Annotated in this window: 23 protein-coding genes; 16 read left to right on the forward strand and 7 right to left on the reverse strand. The window is 58.5% G+C overall.

Annotated features, from left to right (window positions below; all coding sequences use genetic code 11):
* Window positions 1-71: 71 nt before the first annotated feature.
* Window positions 72-983 (reverse strand): DMT family transporter, encoded by a 912-nt coding sequence (locus AC2FJW_RS17450; protein ID WP_496750819.1) that lies wholly within the window; start codon window positions 981-983, stop codon window positions 72-74.
* 83 nt (window positions 984-1,066) lie between these two features.
* On the opposite strand from AC2FJW_RS17450, the gene AC2FJW_RS17455 reads away from it, so the two are divergent.
* Window positions 1,067-1,399, forward strand: a complete 333-nt coding sequence (locus AC2FJW_RS17455; protein WP_142639170.1) for an ArsR/SmtB family transcription factor — start codon at window positions 1,067-1,069, stop codon at window positions 1,397-1,399.
* A 5-nt stretch (window positions 1,400-1,404) separates the two neighbouring features.
* Here AC2FJW_RS17455 and AC2FJW_RS17460 read toward each other — a convergent pair whose 3' ends face one another.
* From AC2FJW_RS17460 to AC2FJW_RS17475, 4 genes are all read right to left on the reverse strand, one after another.
* Window positions 1,405-1,818 carry a universal stress protein gene (locus AC2FJW_RS17460; protein WP_496750820.1) on the reverse strand — a complete coding sequence of 138 codons (414 nt, stop codon included), beginning with the start codon at window positions 1,816-1,818 and terminating at the stop codon, window positions 1,405-1,407.
* 99 nt (window positions 1,819-1,917) lie between these two features.
* On the reverse strand, window positions 1,918-2,181 hold the full coding sequence (locus AC2FJW_RS17465) for a hypothetical protein (protein WP_496698474.1): 264 nt from the start codon (window positions 2,179-2,181) through the stop codon (window positions 1,918-1,920).
* A gap of 69 nt (window positions 2,182-2,250) precedes the next feature.
* The gene (locus AC2FJW_RS17470; RefSeq protein WP_496750821.1) at window positions 2,251-3,165 is read right to left on the reverse strand and encodes a DMT family transporter; all 915 of its coding nucleotides are present in this window, start codon (window positions 3,163-3,165) and stop codon (window positions 2,251-2,253) included.
* The gene (locus AC2FJW_RS17475) at window positions 3,162-4,040 is read right to left on the reverse strand and encodes a LysR family transcriptional regulator (protein WP_496750880.1); all 879 of its coding nucleotides are present in this window, start codon (window positions 4,038-4,040) and stop codon (window positions 3,162-3,164) included. The genes AC2FJW_RS17470 and AC2FJW_RS17475 overlap by 4 nt, the downstream gene beginning before the upstream one ends.
* Window positions 4,041-4,157: 117 nt before the next feature.
* Here AC2FJW_RS17475 and AC2FJW_RS17480 point away from each other — a divergent pair, with 117 nt between their 5' ends.
* Both AC2FJW_RS17480 and AC2FJW_RS17485 read left to right on the forward strand, forming a co-directional pair.
* Complete coding sequence (locus AC2FJW_RS17480) at window positions 4,158-4,739, forward strand: FMN-dependent NADH-azoreductase (protein ID WP_496750822.1); 582 nt, start codon at window positions 4,158-4,160, stop codon at window positions 4,737-4,739.
* Window positions 4,740-4,805: 66 nt separating this feature from the next.
* Complete coding sequence (locus AC2FJW_RS17485; RefSeq protein WP_496750882.1) at window positions 4,806-5,546, forward strand: aspartate/glutamate racemase family protein; 741 nt, start codon at window positions 4,806-4,808, stop codon at window positions 5,544-5,546.
* On the opposite strand, the gene AC2FJW_RS17490 is transcribed toward AC2FJW_RS17485, so the two are convergent.
* A complete protein-coding gene (locus AC2FJW_RS17490; protein WP_496750823.1) occupies window positions 5,547-6,077 on the reverse strand; it encodes a prolyl-tRNA synthetase associated domain-containing protein in 531 nt (176 codons plus the stop codon).
* Between the two features lie 88 nt (window positions 6,078-6,165).
* Here AC2FJW_RS17490 and AC2FJW_RS17495 point away from each other — a divergent pair, with 88 nt between their 5' ends.
* The 11 genes from AC2FJW_RS17495 to trmD all read left to right on the forward strand — a co-directional run bounded on the left by AC2FJW_RS17495 (window position 6,166) and on the right by trmD (window position 13,092).
* Window positions 6,166-6,681: a hypothetical protein gene (locus tag AC2FJW_RS17495; RefSeq protein WP_271951448.1), complete on the forward strand. Its 516-nt coding sequence runs from the start codon at window positions 6,166-6,168 to the stop codon at window positions 6,679-6,681.
* Between the two features lie 161 nt (window positions 6,682-6,842).
* Window positions 6,843-8,345 (forward strand): signal recognition particle protein, encoded by a 1,503-nt coding sequence (ffh, locus tag AC2FJW_RS17500; RefSeq protein ID WP_496750825.1) that lies wholly within the window; start codon window positions 6,843-6,845, stop codon window positions 8,343-8,345.
* Window positions 8,346-8,900, forward strand: a complete 555-nt coding sequence (locus AC2FJW_RS17505) for a GNAT family N-acetyltransferase (RefSeq protein WP_496750827.1) — start codon at window positions 8,346-8,348, stop codon at window positions 8,898-8,900.
* Window positions 8,897-9,448: a GNAT family N-acetyltransferase gene (locus tag AC2FJW_RS17510; protein ID WP_496750828.1), complete on the forward strand. Its 552-nt coding sequence runs from the start codon at window positions 8,897-8,899 to the stop codon at window positions 9,446-9,448. The genes AC2FJW_RS17505 and AC2FJW_RS17510 overlap by 4 nt, the downstream gene beginning before the upstream one ends.
* Window positions 9,445-9,741, forward strand: coding sequence for a chorismate mutase (locus AC2FJW_RS17515; protein ID WP_142639150.1), 297 nt, complete (start codon window positions 9,445-9,447; stop codon window positions 9,739-9,741). The genes AC2FJW_RS17510 and AC2FJW_RS17515 overlap by 4 nt, the downstream gene beginning before the upstream one ends.
* 42 nt (window positions 9,742-9,783) lie before the next feature.
* Window positions 9,784-10,173: a 30S ribosomal protein S16 gene (gene rpsP, locus AC2FJW_RS17520; RefSeq protein ID WP_142639148.1), complete on the forward strand. Its 390-nt coding sequence runs from the start codon at window positions 9,784-9,786 to the stop codon at window positions 10,171-10,173.
* 12 nt (window positions 10,174-10,185) lie between these two features.
* Window positions 10,186-10,821, forward strand: coding sequence for a 5,6-dimethylbenzimidazole synthase (gene bluB / locus AC2FJW_RS17525; RefSeq protein WP_496750830.1), 636 nt, complete (start codon window positions 10,186-10,188; stop codon window positions 10,819-10,821).
* Between the two features lie 4 nt (window positions 10,822-10,825).
* A complete protein-coding gene (locus AC2FJW_RS17530; protein ID WP_185956731.1) occupies window positions 10,826-10,975 on the forward strand; it encodes a hypothetical protein in 150 nt (49 codons plus the stop codon).
* On the forward strand, window positions 10,968-11,471 hold the full coding sequence (gene rimM, locus AC2FJW_RS17535; RefSeq protein ID WP_142639298.1) for a ribosome maturation factor RimM: 504 nt from the start codon (window positions 10,968-10,970) through the stop codon (window positions 11,469-11,471). The genes AC2FJW_RS17530 and rimM overlap by 8 nt, the downstream gene beginning before the upstream one ends.
* Window positions 11,471-12,286 carry a hypothetical protein gene (locus AC2FJW_RS17540; RefSeq protein WP_496750832.1) on the forward strand — a complete coding sequence of 272 codons (816 nt, stop codon included), beginning with the start codon at window positions 11,471-11,473 and terminating at the stop codon, window positions 12,284-12,286. The genes rimM and AC2FJW_RS17540 overlap by 1 nt, the downstream gene beginning before the upstream one ends.
* Window positions 12,283-13,092 (forward strand): tRNA (guanosine(37)-N1)-methyltransferase TrmD, encoded by an 810-nt coding sequence (trmD, locus tag AC2FJW_RS17545; protein WP_496750833.1) that lies wholly within the window; start codon window positions 12,283-12,285, stop codon window positions 13,090-13,092. Before AC2FJW_RS17540 ends, trmD begins: the two co-directional genes overlap by 4 nt.
* 131 nt (window positions 13,093-13,223) lie before the next feature.
* Here the strand turns inward: trmD and AC2FJW_RS17550 are convergent, their stop codons facing one another.
* The gene (locus tag AC2FJW_RS17550) at window positions 13,224-14,027 is read right to left on the reverse strand and encodes a glycoside hydrolase family 25 protein (protein ID WP_496750835.1); all 804 of its coding nucleotides are present in this window, start codon (window positions 14,025-14,027) and stop codon (window positions 13,224-13,226) included.
* Between the two features lie 381 nt (window positions 14,028-14,408).
* On the opposite strand from AC2FJW_RS17550, the gene rplS reads away from it, so the two are divergent.
* Window positions 14,409-14,792 (forward strand): 50S ribosomal protein L19, encoded by a 384-nt coding sequence (gene rplS, locus AC2FJW_RS17555; protein WP_142639138.1) that lies wholly within the window; start codon window positions 14,409-14,411, stop codon window positions 14,790-14,792.
* Between the two features lie 11 nt (window positions 14,793-14,803).
* Window positions 14,804-15,025: a 50S ribosomal protein L31 gene (gene rpmE, locus AC2FJW_RS17560; RefSeq protein WP_142639136.1), complete on the forward strand. Its 222-nt coding sequence runs from the start codon at window positions 14,804-14,806 to the stop codon at window positions 15,023-15,025.
* The last annotated feature ends 40 nt before the right edge of the window (window positions 15,026-15,065 follow it).

Below are 15,065 nucleotides of genomic sequence, written 5' to 3' on the forward strand. Positions count from 1 at the left end.
TTTCTGAGTCACCATAGGCGTGATCAGCCCGAACCACAGGAAGCGGGTACAAAGGCACGGAATCCGCATATTCAACCTTTTGGTTGATCTTTGCCCGAGACCCCCTGCCAGATACGTCTGATCACGCGCCCGTCGATCAGCAGCAGACCGGCGAAGATCGCTGCCATTCCCAGCAGATGCTCGGGCCGCAGGGTTTCCCCCAGCACCCATGTTCCAAGCACCAGCGCCGAAACAGGCGCAATCAATGTCACTGTCGAGATATTGGTCGGGCCAACCTTGGGCAGCAACCAGTAGAACGCGATAAAGGCGGCGGATGTCAGCACAAACCCGATCATCGCCAGCGAGGCCCAAGTCTCGGCCCGGGTTATATGGGGTAGTCCTTCTTGCCAAAGCGCCAAGGGCGTGATGGCCAGCGTAGCACCCGTAAATGCAAGGGCGGTCAGAACCACAGGTTGCATATCCCGGAAGGCCCGCGCGATGTTGACTGAGAACGCATAGCAGATCGGTGCGCAAAGTGTCAGAAGGATCGCCCAAAATTCGGACGACGCGCCACCGCCCAGTACAGGCAGAGACAGCACAACGATACCGGTGAAGCCGCAAACCACGCCCAGAGACTTTAACAGGGTGGCACGTTCACTTCCGGGCCAGAAATGCGAAACAATGACGGCAAAGGCCGGTGTCGTTGCATTGACGATCCCTGCCACACCCGAAGCGATATGCTGTTGCCCAAGCGCATAGAAGGCAAAGGGCGCGGCATAGCTGAGCGCACCAAATCCCAACAACCCAAACGCACGTGCCAGTGTCAGATTGACTGGCAATCGCGCCCCGATCACATAGACCCAGCACCCGAGCGCCCCAAATGCAACCCGTCCCATCGACACCGAAAGCGGCCCAAGTTCCCGCAGCAAAATGGCATTAAACATGAAGGACATGCCCCAACCGATGCCAAGAATACAAATCACCAGCCAGTATTTTAGTGACATCCCAACCCCCGATACACATGCCGGGGCACAGTGACCTCATACCGAAAATTGTCAAACCGGTTCTTGCGCTTTAGGAAAGGAGTATGTCCAACGATCTCGATACCGTTTTTGCGGCCCTTGCCGACCCCACACGCCGCGCCATCCTTGCGATGCTGCTGGAGGATGACATGGCGGTGACGGATGTCGCCGAACCGTTCGAGATGTCGCTTGCCGCGATTTCAAAACACCTGGTGATCCTGACCAGAGCCGGTTTGATCAGCCAGGAAAAGCGTGGACGGGTGAAGTGGTGCAAGCTGGAGCCTGACGCGCTGCGATCCGCATCCGTCTGGATGCAAGGGTTCGGGCAGTTCGAGCCGGTCAATCTGGACGCGTTCGAACGATTTCTTGAGGTTGAACTGCCCGCAGCCGAGGAATGATCCGCCTACCTGACTACAAAAACAGAGACACTGGCATGTTTCGCCAGATACCCCGCATGGCTCGAGAATATATAGTCGGTAATACGCGGCGCATGGGTGCCGACGACGATAAGGTCAGCTTCGATTTCTTCGGCAGTCCGTGTCAAGTCACCGTCAACTTCGGCAGCGACATCAACCGAATGGATATTACGATACGCCACTTCGGTCCCGCTGCTTTCAGCCAACTGTTTGGCAAAATCACGTAGGTTCTTGTCAACCGCAGCATCTGACTGAACAGGGTCACCCGGTTGGGTGCCGGTGACACTGACCAAAGTAATCTTGGCCCCCTGCCATTCGGCTATAGCTGCTGCAACTTTGGCGGCCTTGCGCACCTCGGGTGGCAGATGAAGATCAACCGGGATCATGATATGACTGTACATGGGACGTTCCTCCTTGGCCTGAAGCATAGAGAAACCAGAGGGTGCCAGGCCTTGATCTGCCTCAACACCCTCGCCCGCTTGGTCAAACTTTGAAACGGGCTAGCCTTCCTGACTGTATTCAACACCGGTCACGACCCCCGAAGGGTCCGCCCGACACAACCACGGGGCCTGGGCCCCGGCAACGGAAACCGTCGTGACCGACCCGCCCGGTTCGGTATCGGTGGACAATGCCCGAACATCTCCGGGCCGCGTTCCGGTTTCGGCTGCGACCAGCGCCTCGCAACTGGCTTGTAAATCCGTTTCAGATGACCCGGCACAGGCGCCGCAAACCACCAATATCATTATGGAAAGAACTGGTTTCATGTCGTCCCCTTGGACGTTTCATATTCTGGTCTAGGGCCAAGCCTGACACAATTTGGTCGTTTCACAAGTTCAATCGGCTTGCGGCAAAGGACGCGCGGGTTTGCCCCCCTCGGATTTCAGCAGCAAAACCAGGGCCAGGATCGTCAGACCGGCACCAAAATAGACGACAGGGCCAACCGCCTGCTGCCCCAGAGAGATTTCCCACAGAATGACCCAACTGGGAACCAGATAAGTATAAGCCATCACCTTTGCCGATGGCAGGCGCAGCGTTGAATATTGAACCAGCACGAAACTTGCCGCGGTTGCAAAGACCGAAACATAAATCAAACCCACCCAGACTATCGCTGGCAGGTTCGCCCAGTCGGTGGCACGGATCTCGGACCACCCGTAGATCGTCAGCATCAGGCATCCCGCCAGAAGCGTACCAAAAGTAAACACCACTGCAGGCTCTCCACGGTTCAGCTTGCGTACAAGGGGGGTATACAAAGCATGCGCGACACAGCCCCAGAAATAGATGATTTCCCCCTGCCCGATATCGAACGCGCGCACGGCTTGCCAATCAGCGCGAAAGATCACCCACAGCGCCCCGACTGCCCCAAGGGTCAGTGCAAGCGCCATCCTTGGTGTGGTGATCTGGCGCAACAAGATCCAACCGGCGAATGCGGCCATAACCGGAGTCAGCGTAAAGACCGCTGCCGCGTTGACAGGCGGTGCGGTTTTCAACCCGTAGAACATCAACACGAAATAGGCCGCGAATACTCCGCCCAGAACCAAATAGCGCCACGGGGCTTGTGCCGCGCTGCGCGGCAGGCCGGTGGTCATAAGCGCGGCACCCCCAATCACCACGGATGCGATGCCGAACCGGGCCGCGGTAATGGCTTCGGGCGCGATCTGATTGGCGATCAGTGACCCCAGCGAGAAACTCCCTGCAACCAGGGCCGAAAAAATCAGCATGGCCAGATGGCCACGCGCCTGTTGACTCATTTTACCCAGCTCTTGGATTGCTCTTTCAGATAGGTCAGAAAGGCCTGCACCTTGGTCGTGCGATGCAGATCCACATGGGTAACAAGCCACAGATCACCAAACCATTCCGGCATCGGGTCGATCACTTCGACCAGGTTCGGATCTCCTGCAGCTGACCAACGTGGCATGAAACCGATACCCGCGCCGGACAGGACCGCCTCGCGGATACAGAAGTTGTTGGTACAACGGAAGGTGATGCGCTCGGCTGGCACGGTCTGGCGCAACCAGCGGGAAAACGGCGCTCGGCTGTTTTCGTCATCGGTACTGATGAAAGAATGATCTGCAAAGTCATCGAGGCTGCCAGGCTTGCCGTGCAGCGCGACATAATCGGTGCTGGCGTATAACCCGACCTCTTGCTTCATAAAGGACTGAACCACGTTGTCGGGCTGATCAGGCGCTGACCCGGCACGGATCGCCACGTGCGCTTCGCCATATTCCAGACGAAACAGCCGATCACCGGTCAGATACCGGACGATCAGTTCCGGGTGCCGTCGCTGAAACTCGGCAAGAACCGGCACCACCAGAGATGCCAGAGAGGACAGCGACGTCACGACCAACTCGCCCGACACGTCATCACCCCGACCCTTCATACGGCCGATCAGTTGATTGAACTGATCCTCAGTCGCCTGTGCCACACGCAACAGGTCCTCTCCGGCTTCGGTCGGGGTATAGCCGCGCGCATGGCGCTGGAACAGCTTGACCGCCAGCCGGGCCTCAATCGCATCAATGTGGCGAATGACGGTGGCATGATGCACACCCAGCACCTCGGCCGCGCCACTGACCGTTCCCATACGCGCCACCTGATAGGCGGTTCTTACCTCGTCCCAGTTGTCCACTGCGGTTTTCCATTGTGCAAATTCTAACAGACCCTGTTGACTTACCAGAGTTTTGTTCGCTCGCGCAACGCTCATATCGGGCCAAGACACATCCTGCACACCAAAGGAAATTGAACCATGACCAAAACTATCCTGCATATCGACGCATCGGCCCGCCGCGAAGGTTCGACCACTCGTGACCTTTCGGCACGCATCGTCAATCACCTGGGCGCTGACCGCATAATTCGCCGTGACCTTGCCACACCTCTGCCGCTGCTGACCGAAGCCTGGGTCAGCGCAAATTTCACCCCTGCCGATCAGCGCAGTGCCATGCAACAGGACCAGTTATCCCTGTCTGACGAGCTGGTTACTGAACTGCAGCAGGCCGATACGCTTGTCATAGGCCTGCCGATCTACAATTTCTCGGTGCCCGCGGCGTACAAAGCCTGGATCGACCTGATTGCCCGCGTCGGAGTGACCTTTTCGTATTCCGAAAGCGGTCCAAAAGGCCTGTTAGATGGAAAGCGCGCGGTTTTGGCCGTTGCGTCGGGTGGCACAGCTGTCGGGTCTGATGTCGATTTTGCCACCACCTATGCCAAGCATGTACTTGGCTTTATCGGTATCCATGACGTCGAAATCGTCGCCGCCGACCAGTTGGCGCTGGATGCCGAAGGTTCTCTCAGCAATGCACGAAATGCGGTTTCGCAACTGGCAGCCTGATTGACCTTCACCTCAGAAAACGTCCAGTCTGTCCTGGATACCAAATGGGCAGACTGGACGCACGCAATGAAAAAGATCGGCATTCTGGGCGGCGTGGGCTGGGCCTCGACCGTTGATTATTACCGGGCGATTGCCGAAGGCGCGGGGCGGTTTTTCGCCCAGCGCGGACATGGATCCCCTCTGCCCATCCCACCCATGACCATCGAGTCCGTGACCCAGGCTAAAACCCGTGCCCTGCGTGGCGTCGCGGGCGATGAGGCCAGTTGGGCCGGATTTGATGCTGTATTTCGGGAAGCTTTGTTAACTCTTGAAGCCTCTGGCTGTGACTTTGGGATTATCGCCTCGAACACACCCCACGCGCGGCTGCATGCAATCCGACAGGGCGTTACGATGCCCATTCTCAGCATCTTCGATGCAACCGCCGAGGTTACGGCCTCGACAGACGCCACGCGCGCGCTGGTTCTGGGCACCACGGTAACGATGCAGGCGACGCACTATGCCAACAAGCTGGGCGAGATTGGCATCAGCGCAAACGCCCGCCTGCCCGAAAGCGAAATTGCAAAGATGCAAGCGATGATCGACGGTGATTTCTACGGCGGCGCGTCAGAAAGCGCCCGTGCGCGCCTGCTGGCCTTTTGTAACCGGCATGCCGAACCCGGAACCGCAATCCTTCTGGCCTGCACGGAACTGCCGCTGGCCTTTCCCGATCATCTGGACGACCCTGTGTTCGAGGCTGACGGGCATCTGTTCATCAACCCGTCCGCTGCACATGTGGCCGCGGCCCTGGACGAAGCGTTAGTGCCCTGATCAGGGCAGCCAGTTCACCGCGCATGTAATCCGATCGAAGAAGGCCATCAAATCAGCGCGCGATATGGCAACTGTGCGGTCGTTGACCAAGGGATGCATGTTGATCACATCGACCTGTTGTGCGGCAGCATCCATGTAAAAGCGTACATCATTCTGCACCCCGTTGATCATCGCCAGCGGGCTGACAGCCCCAGGGCGGATGCCGAGGTTTTGCAACAGCCGATCCGCCGAGCCAAAGGACAGGCTGCCGACACCCAGCTCGGCGCCCAGCGCCTTGAGGTCGATGTCGCGGCTCTGTTCCAGCGTCACCAGATAGTTCCGCTTTTTCTTATCGCGCAGATAGAGGTTCTTGAGGCGCAGGGTACGCTCATCCGGCACAAGAAACTGATCTTCGACGCCTTTCGCATCCTCAACCGTGCGCAGCGGGATGTGGGTATGCAGCCTATAGGTCAGGCCCCACGCATCCAGCTGCGCCAACAGCCCATCGGAACTGAGCGGCAATGTGTCTTGAAAAGCGGATGATGCGTCCATGGGAGCCTCCTGTCTACCTCGCTCATCGCCCAACACGGGCACGATTTCAAGCCGAGACAAACCGCAAAACGGGTGCTAGCGTGCCGCCATGAAAGTGACGCGCAACAATTCGAACCAGCTAATAGTGTCTTATGTGCCCTGGTTGACCGGCTTGTCTTTGATCGGCTTTCTTATGATCTTCGTTGCAAGCGCCGCAGGAGGGTATTTTCGTAGTGAAAATAGCCTGCTCGAAACCATTCTGATACTGTCGATAGTATTCTGCATCGTCGGGTTTATGGGACACCATTTAGTACAGCGCATTCAGGTCATTTTTGACAAACCAAGTGACACGGTCACTATTCAGCGCCGCAACGTTCTGATGACTTATCAAACCGAAACCCACAAGTTGTCCGATTTCCGCTGTGCAGAGATGCAACCGGAGAACAGCCAAGAAGGCCGCCACTCTTGTCGACCAGTGCTGCATTTTGCCCGCACTGATGGCGCGTCTTCGATACCTCTAATCAATGCGTATACCCAATGGTCAGGTCAAACACACAGTGCAATGGCCCTAATGAACCACTGGGCCAAAGTGAACGTGGTTGACTCGGACAGTCAATCAGCCTAAATCCCACCGCAACATCCGGAAGCCTCAGATCTTCCGGTCCCTTGAGTCGTTCAGGGATCGCCCCCCACCAGCGAGTTTCGCCCGTGGGGGCAATTGTGTATTTAACCGGTGTTTCTTATCTGAGAAGCGCCACCAGATAACCGGCTAAGGAGGCCGCAGGCATGTTTGAAAATCTATCCGAACGCCTCTCTGGCGTCTTTGACCGGCTGACCAAACAGGGTGCGCTGTCTGAAGAGGACGTCAAGACCGCCCTGCGCGAAGTACGGGTTGCCTTGCTTGAGGCTGACGTCTCGCTGCCGGTCGCGCGGGAGTTCGTCAAGAAGGTACAGGATCAGGCCACCGGACAAGCGGTGACCAAGTCGATCACCCCCGGCCAGCAGGTCGTCAAGATCGTGCATGACACGCTCGTTGACGTGCTGCGCGGTGAGGATGATCCCGGTGCGTTGAAAATCGACAACCCGCCTGCCCCGATCTTGATGGTCGGTCTGCAAGGTTCGGGTAAGACTACGACAACCGGTAAGCTTGCCAAACGGTTGAAAGAGAAAGAGGGCAAGAAGGTCCTGATGGCCTCGCTGGATGTTTATCGCCCGGCGGCGATGGATCAGCTGGCCGTTCTGGGCACACAGGTCGGCGTCGATACGCTGCCGATTGTTCCCGGCCAGAAGCCCGTCGACATCGCCAAACGCGCCAAGCAGCAAGCGACGCTGGGTGGCTATGACGTCTATATGCTCGATACCGCGGGCCGTCTGCACATCGACGAAGTGCTGATGAACGAGGTCGAGCAGGTTCGCAACGCGGTCGACCCGCGCGAAACCCTGCTGGTCGTCGACGGTCTGACCGGTCAGGTCGCCGTTGAGGTCGCCGAGGAATTCGAAGCCAAGGTCGGTATCTCGGGCGTGGTTCTGACCCGGATGGATGGCGACGGGCGCGGTGGCGCGGCGTTGTCGATGCGCGCGGTCACCGGCAAACCGATCCGCTTTGTGGGCTTGGGCGAAAAGATGGACGCGCTTGAGACGTTCGAGCCGGACCGGATTGCAGGACGTATTCTGGGAATGGGCGACATCGTTGCCCTGGTCGAAAAGGCCCAGGAAACGATGGAGATCGAACAGACCGAGCGCATGATGAAGCGCATGGTCAAAGGTCAGTTCAACATGAACGACCTGAAGATGCAGCTGGAACAGATGATCCAGATGGGCGGCATGCAAGGCATGATGGGCATGATGCCCGGCATGGGCAAGATGGCCAAACAGGTCGAAGAATCGGGCATGGATGACAAGGTGCTCAAACGTCAGATCGCCATGATCCAGTCGATGACCAAACGCGAACGCGCCAACCCGCAACTGCTGCAGGCCAGCCGCAAGAAACGTATCGCCGCGGGCTCAGGTCAGGAGGTCAGCGACCTCAACAAGCTGCTCAAGATGCACCGGCAGATGTCGGACATGATGAAGAAGATGGGCAAGATGGGCAAAGGCAAGATGCTGAAACAGGCCATGAAGGGCATGTTCGGCAAAGGCGGCCCCAGCCCCGAAGATATGGCCGCAGGCATGGACCCCAAGGCGCTGGAACAGGCAGCCAAGGCCATGGGTGGGCGCGGCGGTCTGCCCGGAATGGGCGGCGGCATGGCTCTGCCTCCGGGCCTCAGCGGATTTGGCAAAAAGAAGTAAATGACCGCCGCTGCACCTCATATCCCTCGGCTTGAAACCGAACGCCTGATCCTGCGCGCCCCGTGCGAGGACGATTTCAGCGCGCTGGAAACATTCTTTGCCAGCGACGCATCGAAATTCGTCGGCGGTCCCAAGCGTGCGGATGAGACATGGCGGACACTTGCCCTACTGCTGGGTCACTGGACCCTTCGCGGCTATGGGTATTGGGCGGTAGAGGAAAAAGGCGCCGGCAAATACATCGGCCATGTAGGGCTGTGGTTTCCGCATAGCTGGCCTGAGCCGGAAATCGGCTGGACACTGATGAGCAGCGCAACAGGCAAAGGATACGCGACCGAGGCGGCGCTCGCCGCACGGACATATGCCTATGACGTACTGGGCTGGGATACTGCTATTTCTCTGATCGACCCCGACAATCTGGCGAGCAGAGCCGTGGCTGATCGATTGGGTGCGCGGTTTGACAGCATCTATAAACACCCTGCCTATGGCGAGATGCAGGTTTGGCGGCACCCGGCTCCATCAGACCTTGAGAACGGTGGAGTGGAGGCATACGCATGACGACGTTCTCCATCCCGATCATCGAAACTGAACGCCTTGTTCTGCGGGCCCCGCATGTGGAGGACCTGCCTGAGTTGACTGCCTTCTATGCATCCGAGCGCAGCCATATGGTTGGCGGTCCGCGGGATCATGTGGGCAGCTGGAGCTCTCTGGCAACACGTCTGGGTCACTGGGCGCTGAAAGGCTACGGCCTTTGGCATCTGGCCGAGAAATCCAGCGGTCGCTTTGTTGGCGGGGTTGGCATCATTGATGTACCTGGCTGGGACGAACCCGAACTCGGCTGGACCCTGATGGAAGGGGCGGAAGGCAAAGGTCTGGCTTTCGAGGCAGCCCTTGCAGCTCGCGACTATGCTGCACGCCAACAGGGTTTGAATGGCGTCATCAGCTATATCGCGCATGAAAACACGCGCTCTCGTGCCTTGGCCGAGCGTATGGGGGCTAGCTTCGAGCGCGAAGGCGAAGTGATGGGCAAGCCCTGCCAGGTCTGGCGCCATCCCACGCTCGATTTATCCGAACCTGCTTTGACCACCGAAAGGACCGGCCAATGACCAATCCCGTGACTCAGGCTGCCGCGTTGCTCAAGGACCACCGCGAAAGCATCGATCGCTTGGACGCGATTCTGGTTTACACACTGGGCGAGCGGTTCAAGCACACACAAGCCGTTGGCAAACTGAAAGCGGCACACGACCTTCCCCCGTCCGATCCCACGCGCGAAGCTGCGCAGATCGCACGGTTAGAAGACCTGGCGAAAGAGGCCGATCTTGACCCCGATTTTGCCAAGGCTTTTCTGAATTTCATCATTCAGGAAGTCATCCGACACCATAAGAAACACCAGAATTGACCGGGCCGTTCCCGGCACACGCCATCTAAAGGAGATACCACCATGGCAATGAAAATTCGTCTCGCCCGCGGCGGCTCGAAAAAGCGTCCCTTCTACCGCATCGTGGCTGCCGACAGCCGCATGCCGCGCGACGGCCGTTTCATCGAAAAGCTGGGCACCTACAACCCGCTGCTGCCGAAAGACAACGAAGAGCGCGTTAAAATGGACATGGAGCGCATCCAGTACTGGCTGGACCAGGGCGCCCAGCCCACCGACCGGATCGCCCGCATGCTGGAAGCAGCCGGCGCCAAGGAAAAAGCTGAGCGTAGCAACCCCAACAAGGGTACCCCGGGCAAGAAAGCTCAGGAGCGCGCGGAAGAAAAAGCTGCAAAGGCCGCTGAAGCTGCCGAAGCTGCTGCTGCGCCTGCTGAAGAAGCAGCAGCAGAAGAGTAAGCAGGGCGGCGCGTGCGGGATCAGACCTTTACCGACGATTTTCGCGCGCAGTTCGATCTGTTGTTGCGGCTCCGGCGCGACGTGCGCCGGTTTCGCGACGAAGCTGTGAACGAGGCAGTGCTGACGCGCTGCCTCGACGCGTTTCGACTGGCGCCTTCTGTGGGGCTCAGCGAGCCTTGGCGTGTGGTCCGAGTCGAAAGTACCGCCGCGCGTGAGGCTGCGCTTAAGAACTTTCAGGCGGCGAATGCCCAGGCCCTAAAGGGATACTCGGGCGACAATGCGCAGCTCTACAGTCAGCTGAAACTGACGGGAATGCAGGAAGCACCGGTGCAGCTGGCCGTGTTCTGCGACGATTCCACCGACAAGGGACGCGGTTTGGGTGCAGGTTCGATGCCCGAGATGCGGCGCTATTCCGTGGTCTCGGCTGTCACGTTGTTCTGGCTTGCGTTGCGGGCCGAAGGGATGGGGTTGGGATGGGTGTCTATTCTGGACCCCGAACAAATGGCGCGTGATCTGAACGTGTCGGATAGCTGGCGGTTGATCGGTTACTTCTGTGTCGGATGGCCCGAAGAGCACTCGGAAACCCCCGAGTTGCAGCAATCTGGCTGGGAATTCCGCGACGACAACCTGCTTGTGGAGGTACGATAGACGTATGTTCGGACTATTACGGCTTCCTATCCTGTTGATGATCGCCTTTATTGTGGGCGTGTTTTTCGAACGCTCGAACCAGCGCGAAGCGTGTGAGGCACGCGGGTTATGGCAAGACGGGCTATGTGTGACGGTGGATGGACCAAATGAATGACCTGATCTGCGTAGGAAGTGTTGCGGGCTCATACGGGGTGCGCGGCGAAGTGCGCCTGAAAAGCTATTGCGCGATCCCTGAGGATATCGAAGCCTATTCGCCGCTGACGGATGAGCAGGGCGCGGAACGCTATCCGCTGGTCCTGACTCGTCCGATCAAGAATGGCTTTGCCGCCAGATTGGGCGGAGTTGAAACCAAGGAACAGGCAGATGACCTGAAGGGGCTGCGCCTGTTTGCGCGGCGCGATCAGTTGCCTTCGCTACCTGATGACGAGTTCTACCACACAGATCTGATCGGGCTTGCGGTCTATGACACAGGGGGCGCGTTGCTGGGTCAGGTTAAATCTGTCCAGAACCACGGTGCAGCGGACCTGTTGGAATTGCACGGGCCGGGCCTGAATGCCACTGTTTTGCTACCGTTCACACTCGAGTCGGTTCCAACAGTTGATCTGGAACAGGGCCGCATCGTCGCCGACCCGCCCGAAGGGCTGATCTGATGCGTCGGGTCCTGCTGCATCTGGGCCTGCACAAAACTGGCACAACAGCAGCGCAATCCTTCCTCTATGAAAATCGCGAGCTGATTTGGCCGCATTTTGCGCTGGTCCTACCGTATCGCACCCGCAATTCCGGCCTGTCCCGCGCGGCCACCAACCATTCCGTCTATGGAACAGTGGGAACCCTCTCCGAGTTTGGCAGTCAGCTGCGCGAATTTCTGGACAGCCTGGATTTCGGCGACAAGCGGGGACTGATCCTGAGCGAAGAAAACTTCGCCGGCCTCAGGCCCAGCCGCAATATCGACCAAGGCTATGCTGCGGCCCCCGATCTGGCTGCCTGTCTGGTGGATTCAATTCGCCAGCGATTTTCAGGGCAAGAGGTTGAGATCACGATATACCTGTCTCTGCGCCAGCGCGGAGGCTGGTTGCGCAGCCTGTGGGCACATGATCTGGAACGGATGCGACAGGTTTTTGACTTTGAAACCTTTCGCGACAACCTGGACCACCTGCCCCCGCTGCAAGACACCGTCAGCCGCATCAAGGAAAAGCTGCCTTCCGTCTCTGTTACGACTGAATGGCTGGAAGATTTGCAACTGCGACGGCTTGGACCTGGCGACCCCTTTGCCGAATTTATGGACCTGTCGCGTGAAAAGGCCAACCTTCTGGTGCCTCCGACTCAGGTCAATACCCGGCTCCCCGCAGACGTCCTGTCCGAGTTGCTGGACCTGAACCGTTCGCGCCTGGAAGAAGCGGCTCTGGTTGCGCAAAAGACTGCCGTGATTGAACGCGCGCAGACAGACCTGATTGGTACATCATGACTGATACGTCCCCGAAATCTCATGGTCGCAAGGCGATCCGTCCTACGCTGAAACCGCGCGAACTGCTTACGCCCACGCCCGATTTGCATGGGGTGTGGAAGGCCAAGATCATCACCTTGTTTCCGTCGGCCTTTCCCGGAGTTCTTGGCGAAAGCCTGACTGGAAAAGCCCTGCAAGAAGGGTTGTGGCAGCTGGAAACCGTTGACCTGCGTCAGTTCGGTGTCGGCAAGCATCGCAATGTGGACGACACCCCGGCCGGCGGCGGAGCGGGGATGGTGTTGCGCTCTGATGTATTGGGCGAAGCAATCGAGCACACGATGACCGAGGCGCAAGGAAACTGGCCTCTGATCTACCTTAGCCCGCGCGGTCGCCGCATGGACCAGCGCATGATGCAGAACCTCGCGCGCTGTGATGGCATGACCCTGCTATGTGGGCGGTTTGAAGGTGTTGATGAACGGGTGCTGGAGCATTACGGCGTCCAAGAGGTCTCGCTGGGGGATTTCGTGATGACCGGAGGCGAGATTGCCGCGCAAGCGCTGATCGACGCCACGGTGCGTCTGATCCCCGGCGTTCTGGGCAATCAGGCTTCTGCCGAAGAAGAGAGTTTTTCGTCGGGCCTGCTGGAGCACCCCCAGTACACCCGCCCGGCCGAATGGAAAGGCCGCCCAATCCCCGAGATTTTGATGTCAGGCCATCATGGTCGCATCGCCGAATGGCGTCACGATATGTCCGAACAGATCACCCGCGAAAGGCGACCCGATCTGTGGGAGGCCTATCTGGGTGAAGGGGAAGAGACGTCTGACTGACATCCCCCGTGTGACATGAGCCCCGCAGCTGAGCTTTCCCGGCTGCAGAATTATTCGGGGGGAAAGCACGAATGCAGCCTTGATCACTTCGTTGTGGGCGATACCATCGAAACCTATGGGGTGCCCAAAGTCTAAGGGCTACCAGATTTCCAGCGCGCCCAGATTTCCGGTGGCCCGTTGAAGACATTGATATCAACCCTCCCCTGAACACCAGGCACCAGCCCGGTGCCGGTGTATTGCCAGAGCCGCCACACCGCTTTGGGATACACATTTCGCGGATGACCGGCGACCGAACGCAACCAGAACTCGGTCTTGGGCAGCCGCCCGATATCCGTATCCCCATAGAAATCCACCGTCGTATAGACGATCGCACGGCGCCCATAGTGGCGTTCGAGGATATCGAGGAACCGTTGCGCCTCGGCCCGAACCGTCGCACCATCGGGGCGCAGGGTGCAGGTCTTGGAATGCGGGGTCCACTCCATGTCCAGCACATGTGGCAGATCCGATCCCTTGGGTACGTTCTGGATGAACCAGCGGGCCTGTTCCCGCGCCGACCGGCAGAAATAGTAGTAATGATATGCCCCCCACGGCACGCCCGCAGCCTGCGCACCTTGCCGATGGCTGGCAAACATGGGGTCGGCGACATCGCCCCCTTCGGTCGCTTTGATAAAGACGAAACTAACGCCGGACTGCTTGGCGGTGCGCCAGTCTATCGCTCCTTGCCAGCGCGATACGTCCAGCCCGTGCACCGGGTAATGCCCCGGATGTCTCCCTTCCCATTCGTGGGGGTCTGCATCTGCAAAGGCTGGGAAGATCACAGAGGGCGGCGTAGCATCTGGAAACGACTGGGCCTCGACCAGTTGCGGCGGCGGGCTGCTGCGACCGCAGGACAGGGTCGCAAAGGCCATGACGGCAAGCATCAATGCGGTGCGCATGATCTAATCCTGTATCAAATGACTGCTCTTATAATTACGTCCAGTTTGCCTGATCAGCCCCGCAAGGCAATGGTTCTGTTTGCGTGCGGCGGAAACCCACCGTTTTCCCCGCCTTGCATGGCGATTTAGGCTTGATCCCTGCCCCCGATGCCCGTAAATGACCGCAATCCGGTGCCGCAACTTCGCGACTCCGGTGTTTTGGTTTGCATCATGTCGTGACGCCCGGCTTTCTTCAGCCACGGCGCGGCGAGCAGGCCAGAGACCAAGTGAACATTCGATCTGACCTCTGGCGGGCTGTACGCAGGACCCGGTGAAGACCAAGAGCTCTCAGGCCGTGCCCAAACTTCGTGGACCAACCACGAGCAGATAGGAGAAACTGCGATGGACCTGATCGCACAGCTTGAGGCGGAACAGATTGCCGCCCTGGGGAAAGACATCCCCGATTTCAAAGCCGGTGACACCATTCGTGTCGGCTTTAAAGTGACCGAAGGGTCGCGCACCCGTGTTCAGAACTACGAAGGCGTCTGCATCGCCCGTAAAGGTGGCAACACCATCGCCGGTGCGTTCACCGTGCGTAAGATTTCCTTTGGTGAAGGCGTGGAACGTGTGTTCCCGCTGTATTCAACCAATATCGACAGCATCACCGTTGTCCGCCGTGGCCGCGTTCGTCGCGCCAAACTGTACTATCTGCGCACTCGTCGCGGTAAATCCGCACGTATCGCAGAGGTCACCAACTACAAGCCCAAAGCTGGCGCCGAAGCGTAAGGAACGGAAAGATGAAAAAAGACATCCATCCCGATTATCACGTCATCGACGTCAAAATGACCGATGGCACCATAGTTCAGATGAAATCCACCTGGGGCTCCGAAGGCGATCAGCTGGCTCTGGAAATCGACCCCTCCGTGCACCCCGCATGGACCGGTGGCGGCGCGCGTCTGATGGACGCCGGTGGCCGTGTGTCGAAGTTCAAAAAGAAATACGAAGGTCTGGGCTTCTAAGCCTGACCTGTTTCGAATGCGAAAGGCCGCCCCTCTGGGC

This window comes from Ruegeria sp. CDSA020 (genome assembly GCF_059612345.1).

What these genes read in the sequence shown, in the direction of transcription:
- AC2FJW_RS17450 (WP_496750819.1), bottom strand. Translation starts at nt 983, where the DNA reads ATGTCACTAAAATACTGGCTGGTGATTTGTATTCTTGGCATCGGTTGG.
- AC2FJW_RS17455 (WP_142639170.1), top strand. Translation starts at nt 1,067, where the DNA reads ATGTCCAACGATCTCGATACCGTTTTTGCGGCCCTTGCCGACCCCACA.
- AC2FJW_RS17460 (WP_496750820.1), bottom strand. Translation starts at nt 1,818, where the DNA reads ATGTACAGTCATATCATGATCCCGGTTGATCTTCATCTGCCACCCGAG.
- AC2FJW_RS17465 (WP_496698474.1), bottom strand. Translation starts at nt 2,181, where the DNA reads ATGAAACCAGTTCTTTCCATAATGATATTGGTGGTTTGCGGCGCCTGT.
- AC2FJW_RS17470 (WP_496750821.1), bottom strand. Translation starts at nt 3,165, where the DNA reads ATGAGTCAACAGGCGCGTGGCCATCTGGCCATGCTGATTTTTTCGGCC.
- AC2FJW_RS17480 (WP_496750822.1), top strand. Translation starts at nt 4,158, where the DNA reads ATGACCAAAACTATCCTGCATATCGACGCATCGGCCCGCCGCGAAGGT.
- AC2FJW_RS17485 (WP_496750882.1), top strand. Translation starts at nt 4,806, where the DNA reads ATGAAAAAGATCGGCATTCTGGGCGGCGTGGGCTGGGCCTCGACCGTT.
- AC2FJW_RS17490 (WP_496750823.1), bottom strand. Translation starts at nt 6,077, where the DNA reads ATGGACGCATCATCCGCTTTTCAAGACACATTGCCGCTCAGTTCCGAT.
- AC2FJW_RS17495 (WP_271951448.1), top strand. Translation starts at nt 6,166, where the DNA reads ATGAAAGTGACGCGCAACAATTCGAACCAGCTAATAGTGTCTTATGTG.
- ffh (WP_496750825.1), top strand. Translation starts at nt 6,843, where the DNA reads ATGTTTGAAAATCTATCCGAACGCCTCTCTGGCGTCTTTGACCGGCTG.
- AC2FJW_RS17505 (WP_496750827.1), top strand. Translation starts at nt 8,346, where the DNA reads ATGACCGCCGCTGCACCTCATATCCCTCGGCTTGAAACCGAACGCCTG.
- AC2FJW_RS17510 (WP_496750828.1), top strand. Translation starts at nt 8,897, where the DNA reads ATGACGACGTTCTCCATCCCGATCATCGAAACTGAACGCCTTGTTCTG.
- AC2FJW_RS17515 (WP_142639150.1), top strand. Translation starts at nt 9,445, where the DNA reads ATGACCAATCCCGTGACTCAGGCTGCCGCGTTGCTCAAGGACCACCGC.
- rpsP (WP_142639148.1), top strand. Translation starts at nt 9,784, where the DNA reads ATGGCAATGAAAATTCGTCTCGCCCGCGGCGGCTCGAAAAAGCGTCCC.
- AC2FJW_RS17530 (WP_185956731.1), top strand. Translation starts at nt 10,826, where the DNA reads ATGTTCGGACTATTACGGCTTCCTATCCTGTTGATGATCGCCTTTATT.
- rimM (WP_142639298.1), top strand. Translation starts at nt 10,968, where the DNA reads ATGAATGACCTGATCTGCGTAGGAAGTGTTGCGGGCTCATACGGGGTG.
- AC2FJW_RS17540 (WP_496750832.1), top strand. Translation starts at nt 11,471, where the DNA reads ATGCGTCGGGTCCTGCTGCATCTGGGCCTGCACAAAACTGGCACAACA.
- trmD (WP_496750833.1), top strand. Translation starts at nt 12,283, where the DNA reads ATGACTGATACGTCCCCGAAATCTCATGGTCGCAAGGCGATCCGTCCT.
- AC2FJW_RS17550 (WP_496750835.1), bottom strand. Translation starts at nt 14,027, where the DNA reads ATGCGCACCGCATTGATGCTTGCCGTCATGGCCTTTGCGACCCTGTCC.
- rplS (WP_142639138.1), top strand. Translation starts at nt 14,409, where the DNA reads ATGGACCTGATCGCACAGCTTGAGGCGGAACAGATTGCCGCCCTGGGG.
- rpmE (WP_142639136.1), top strand. Translation starts at nt 14,804, where the DNA reads ATGAAAAAAGACATCCATCCCGATTATCACGTCATCGACGTCAAAATG.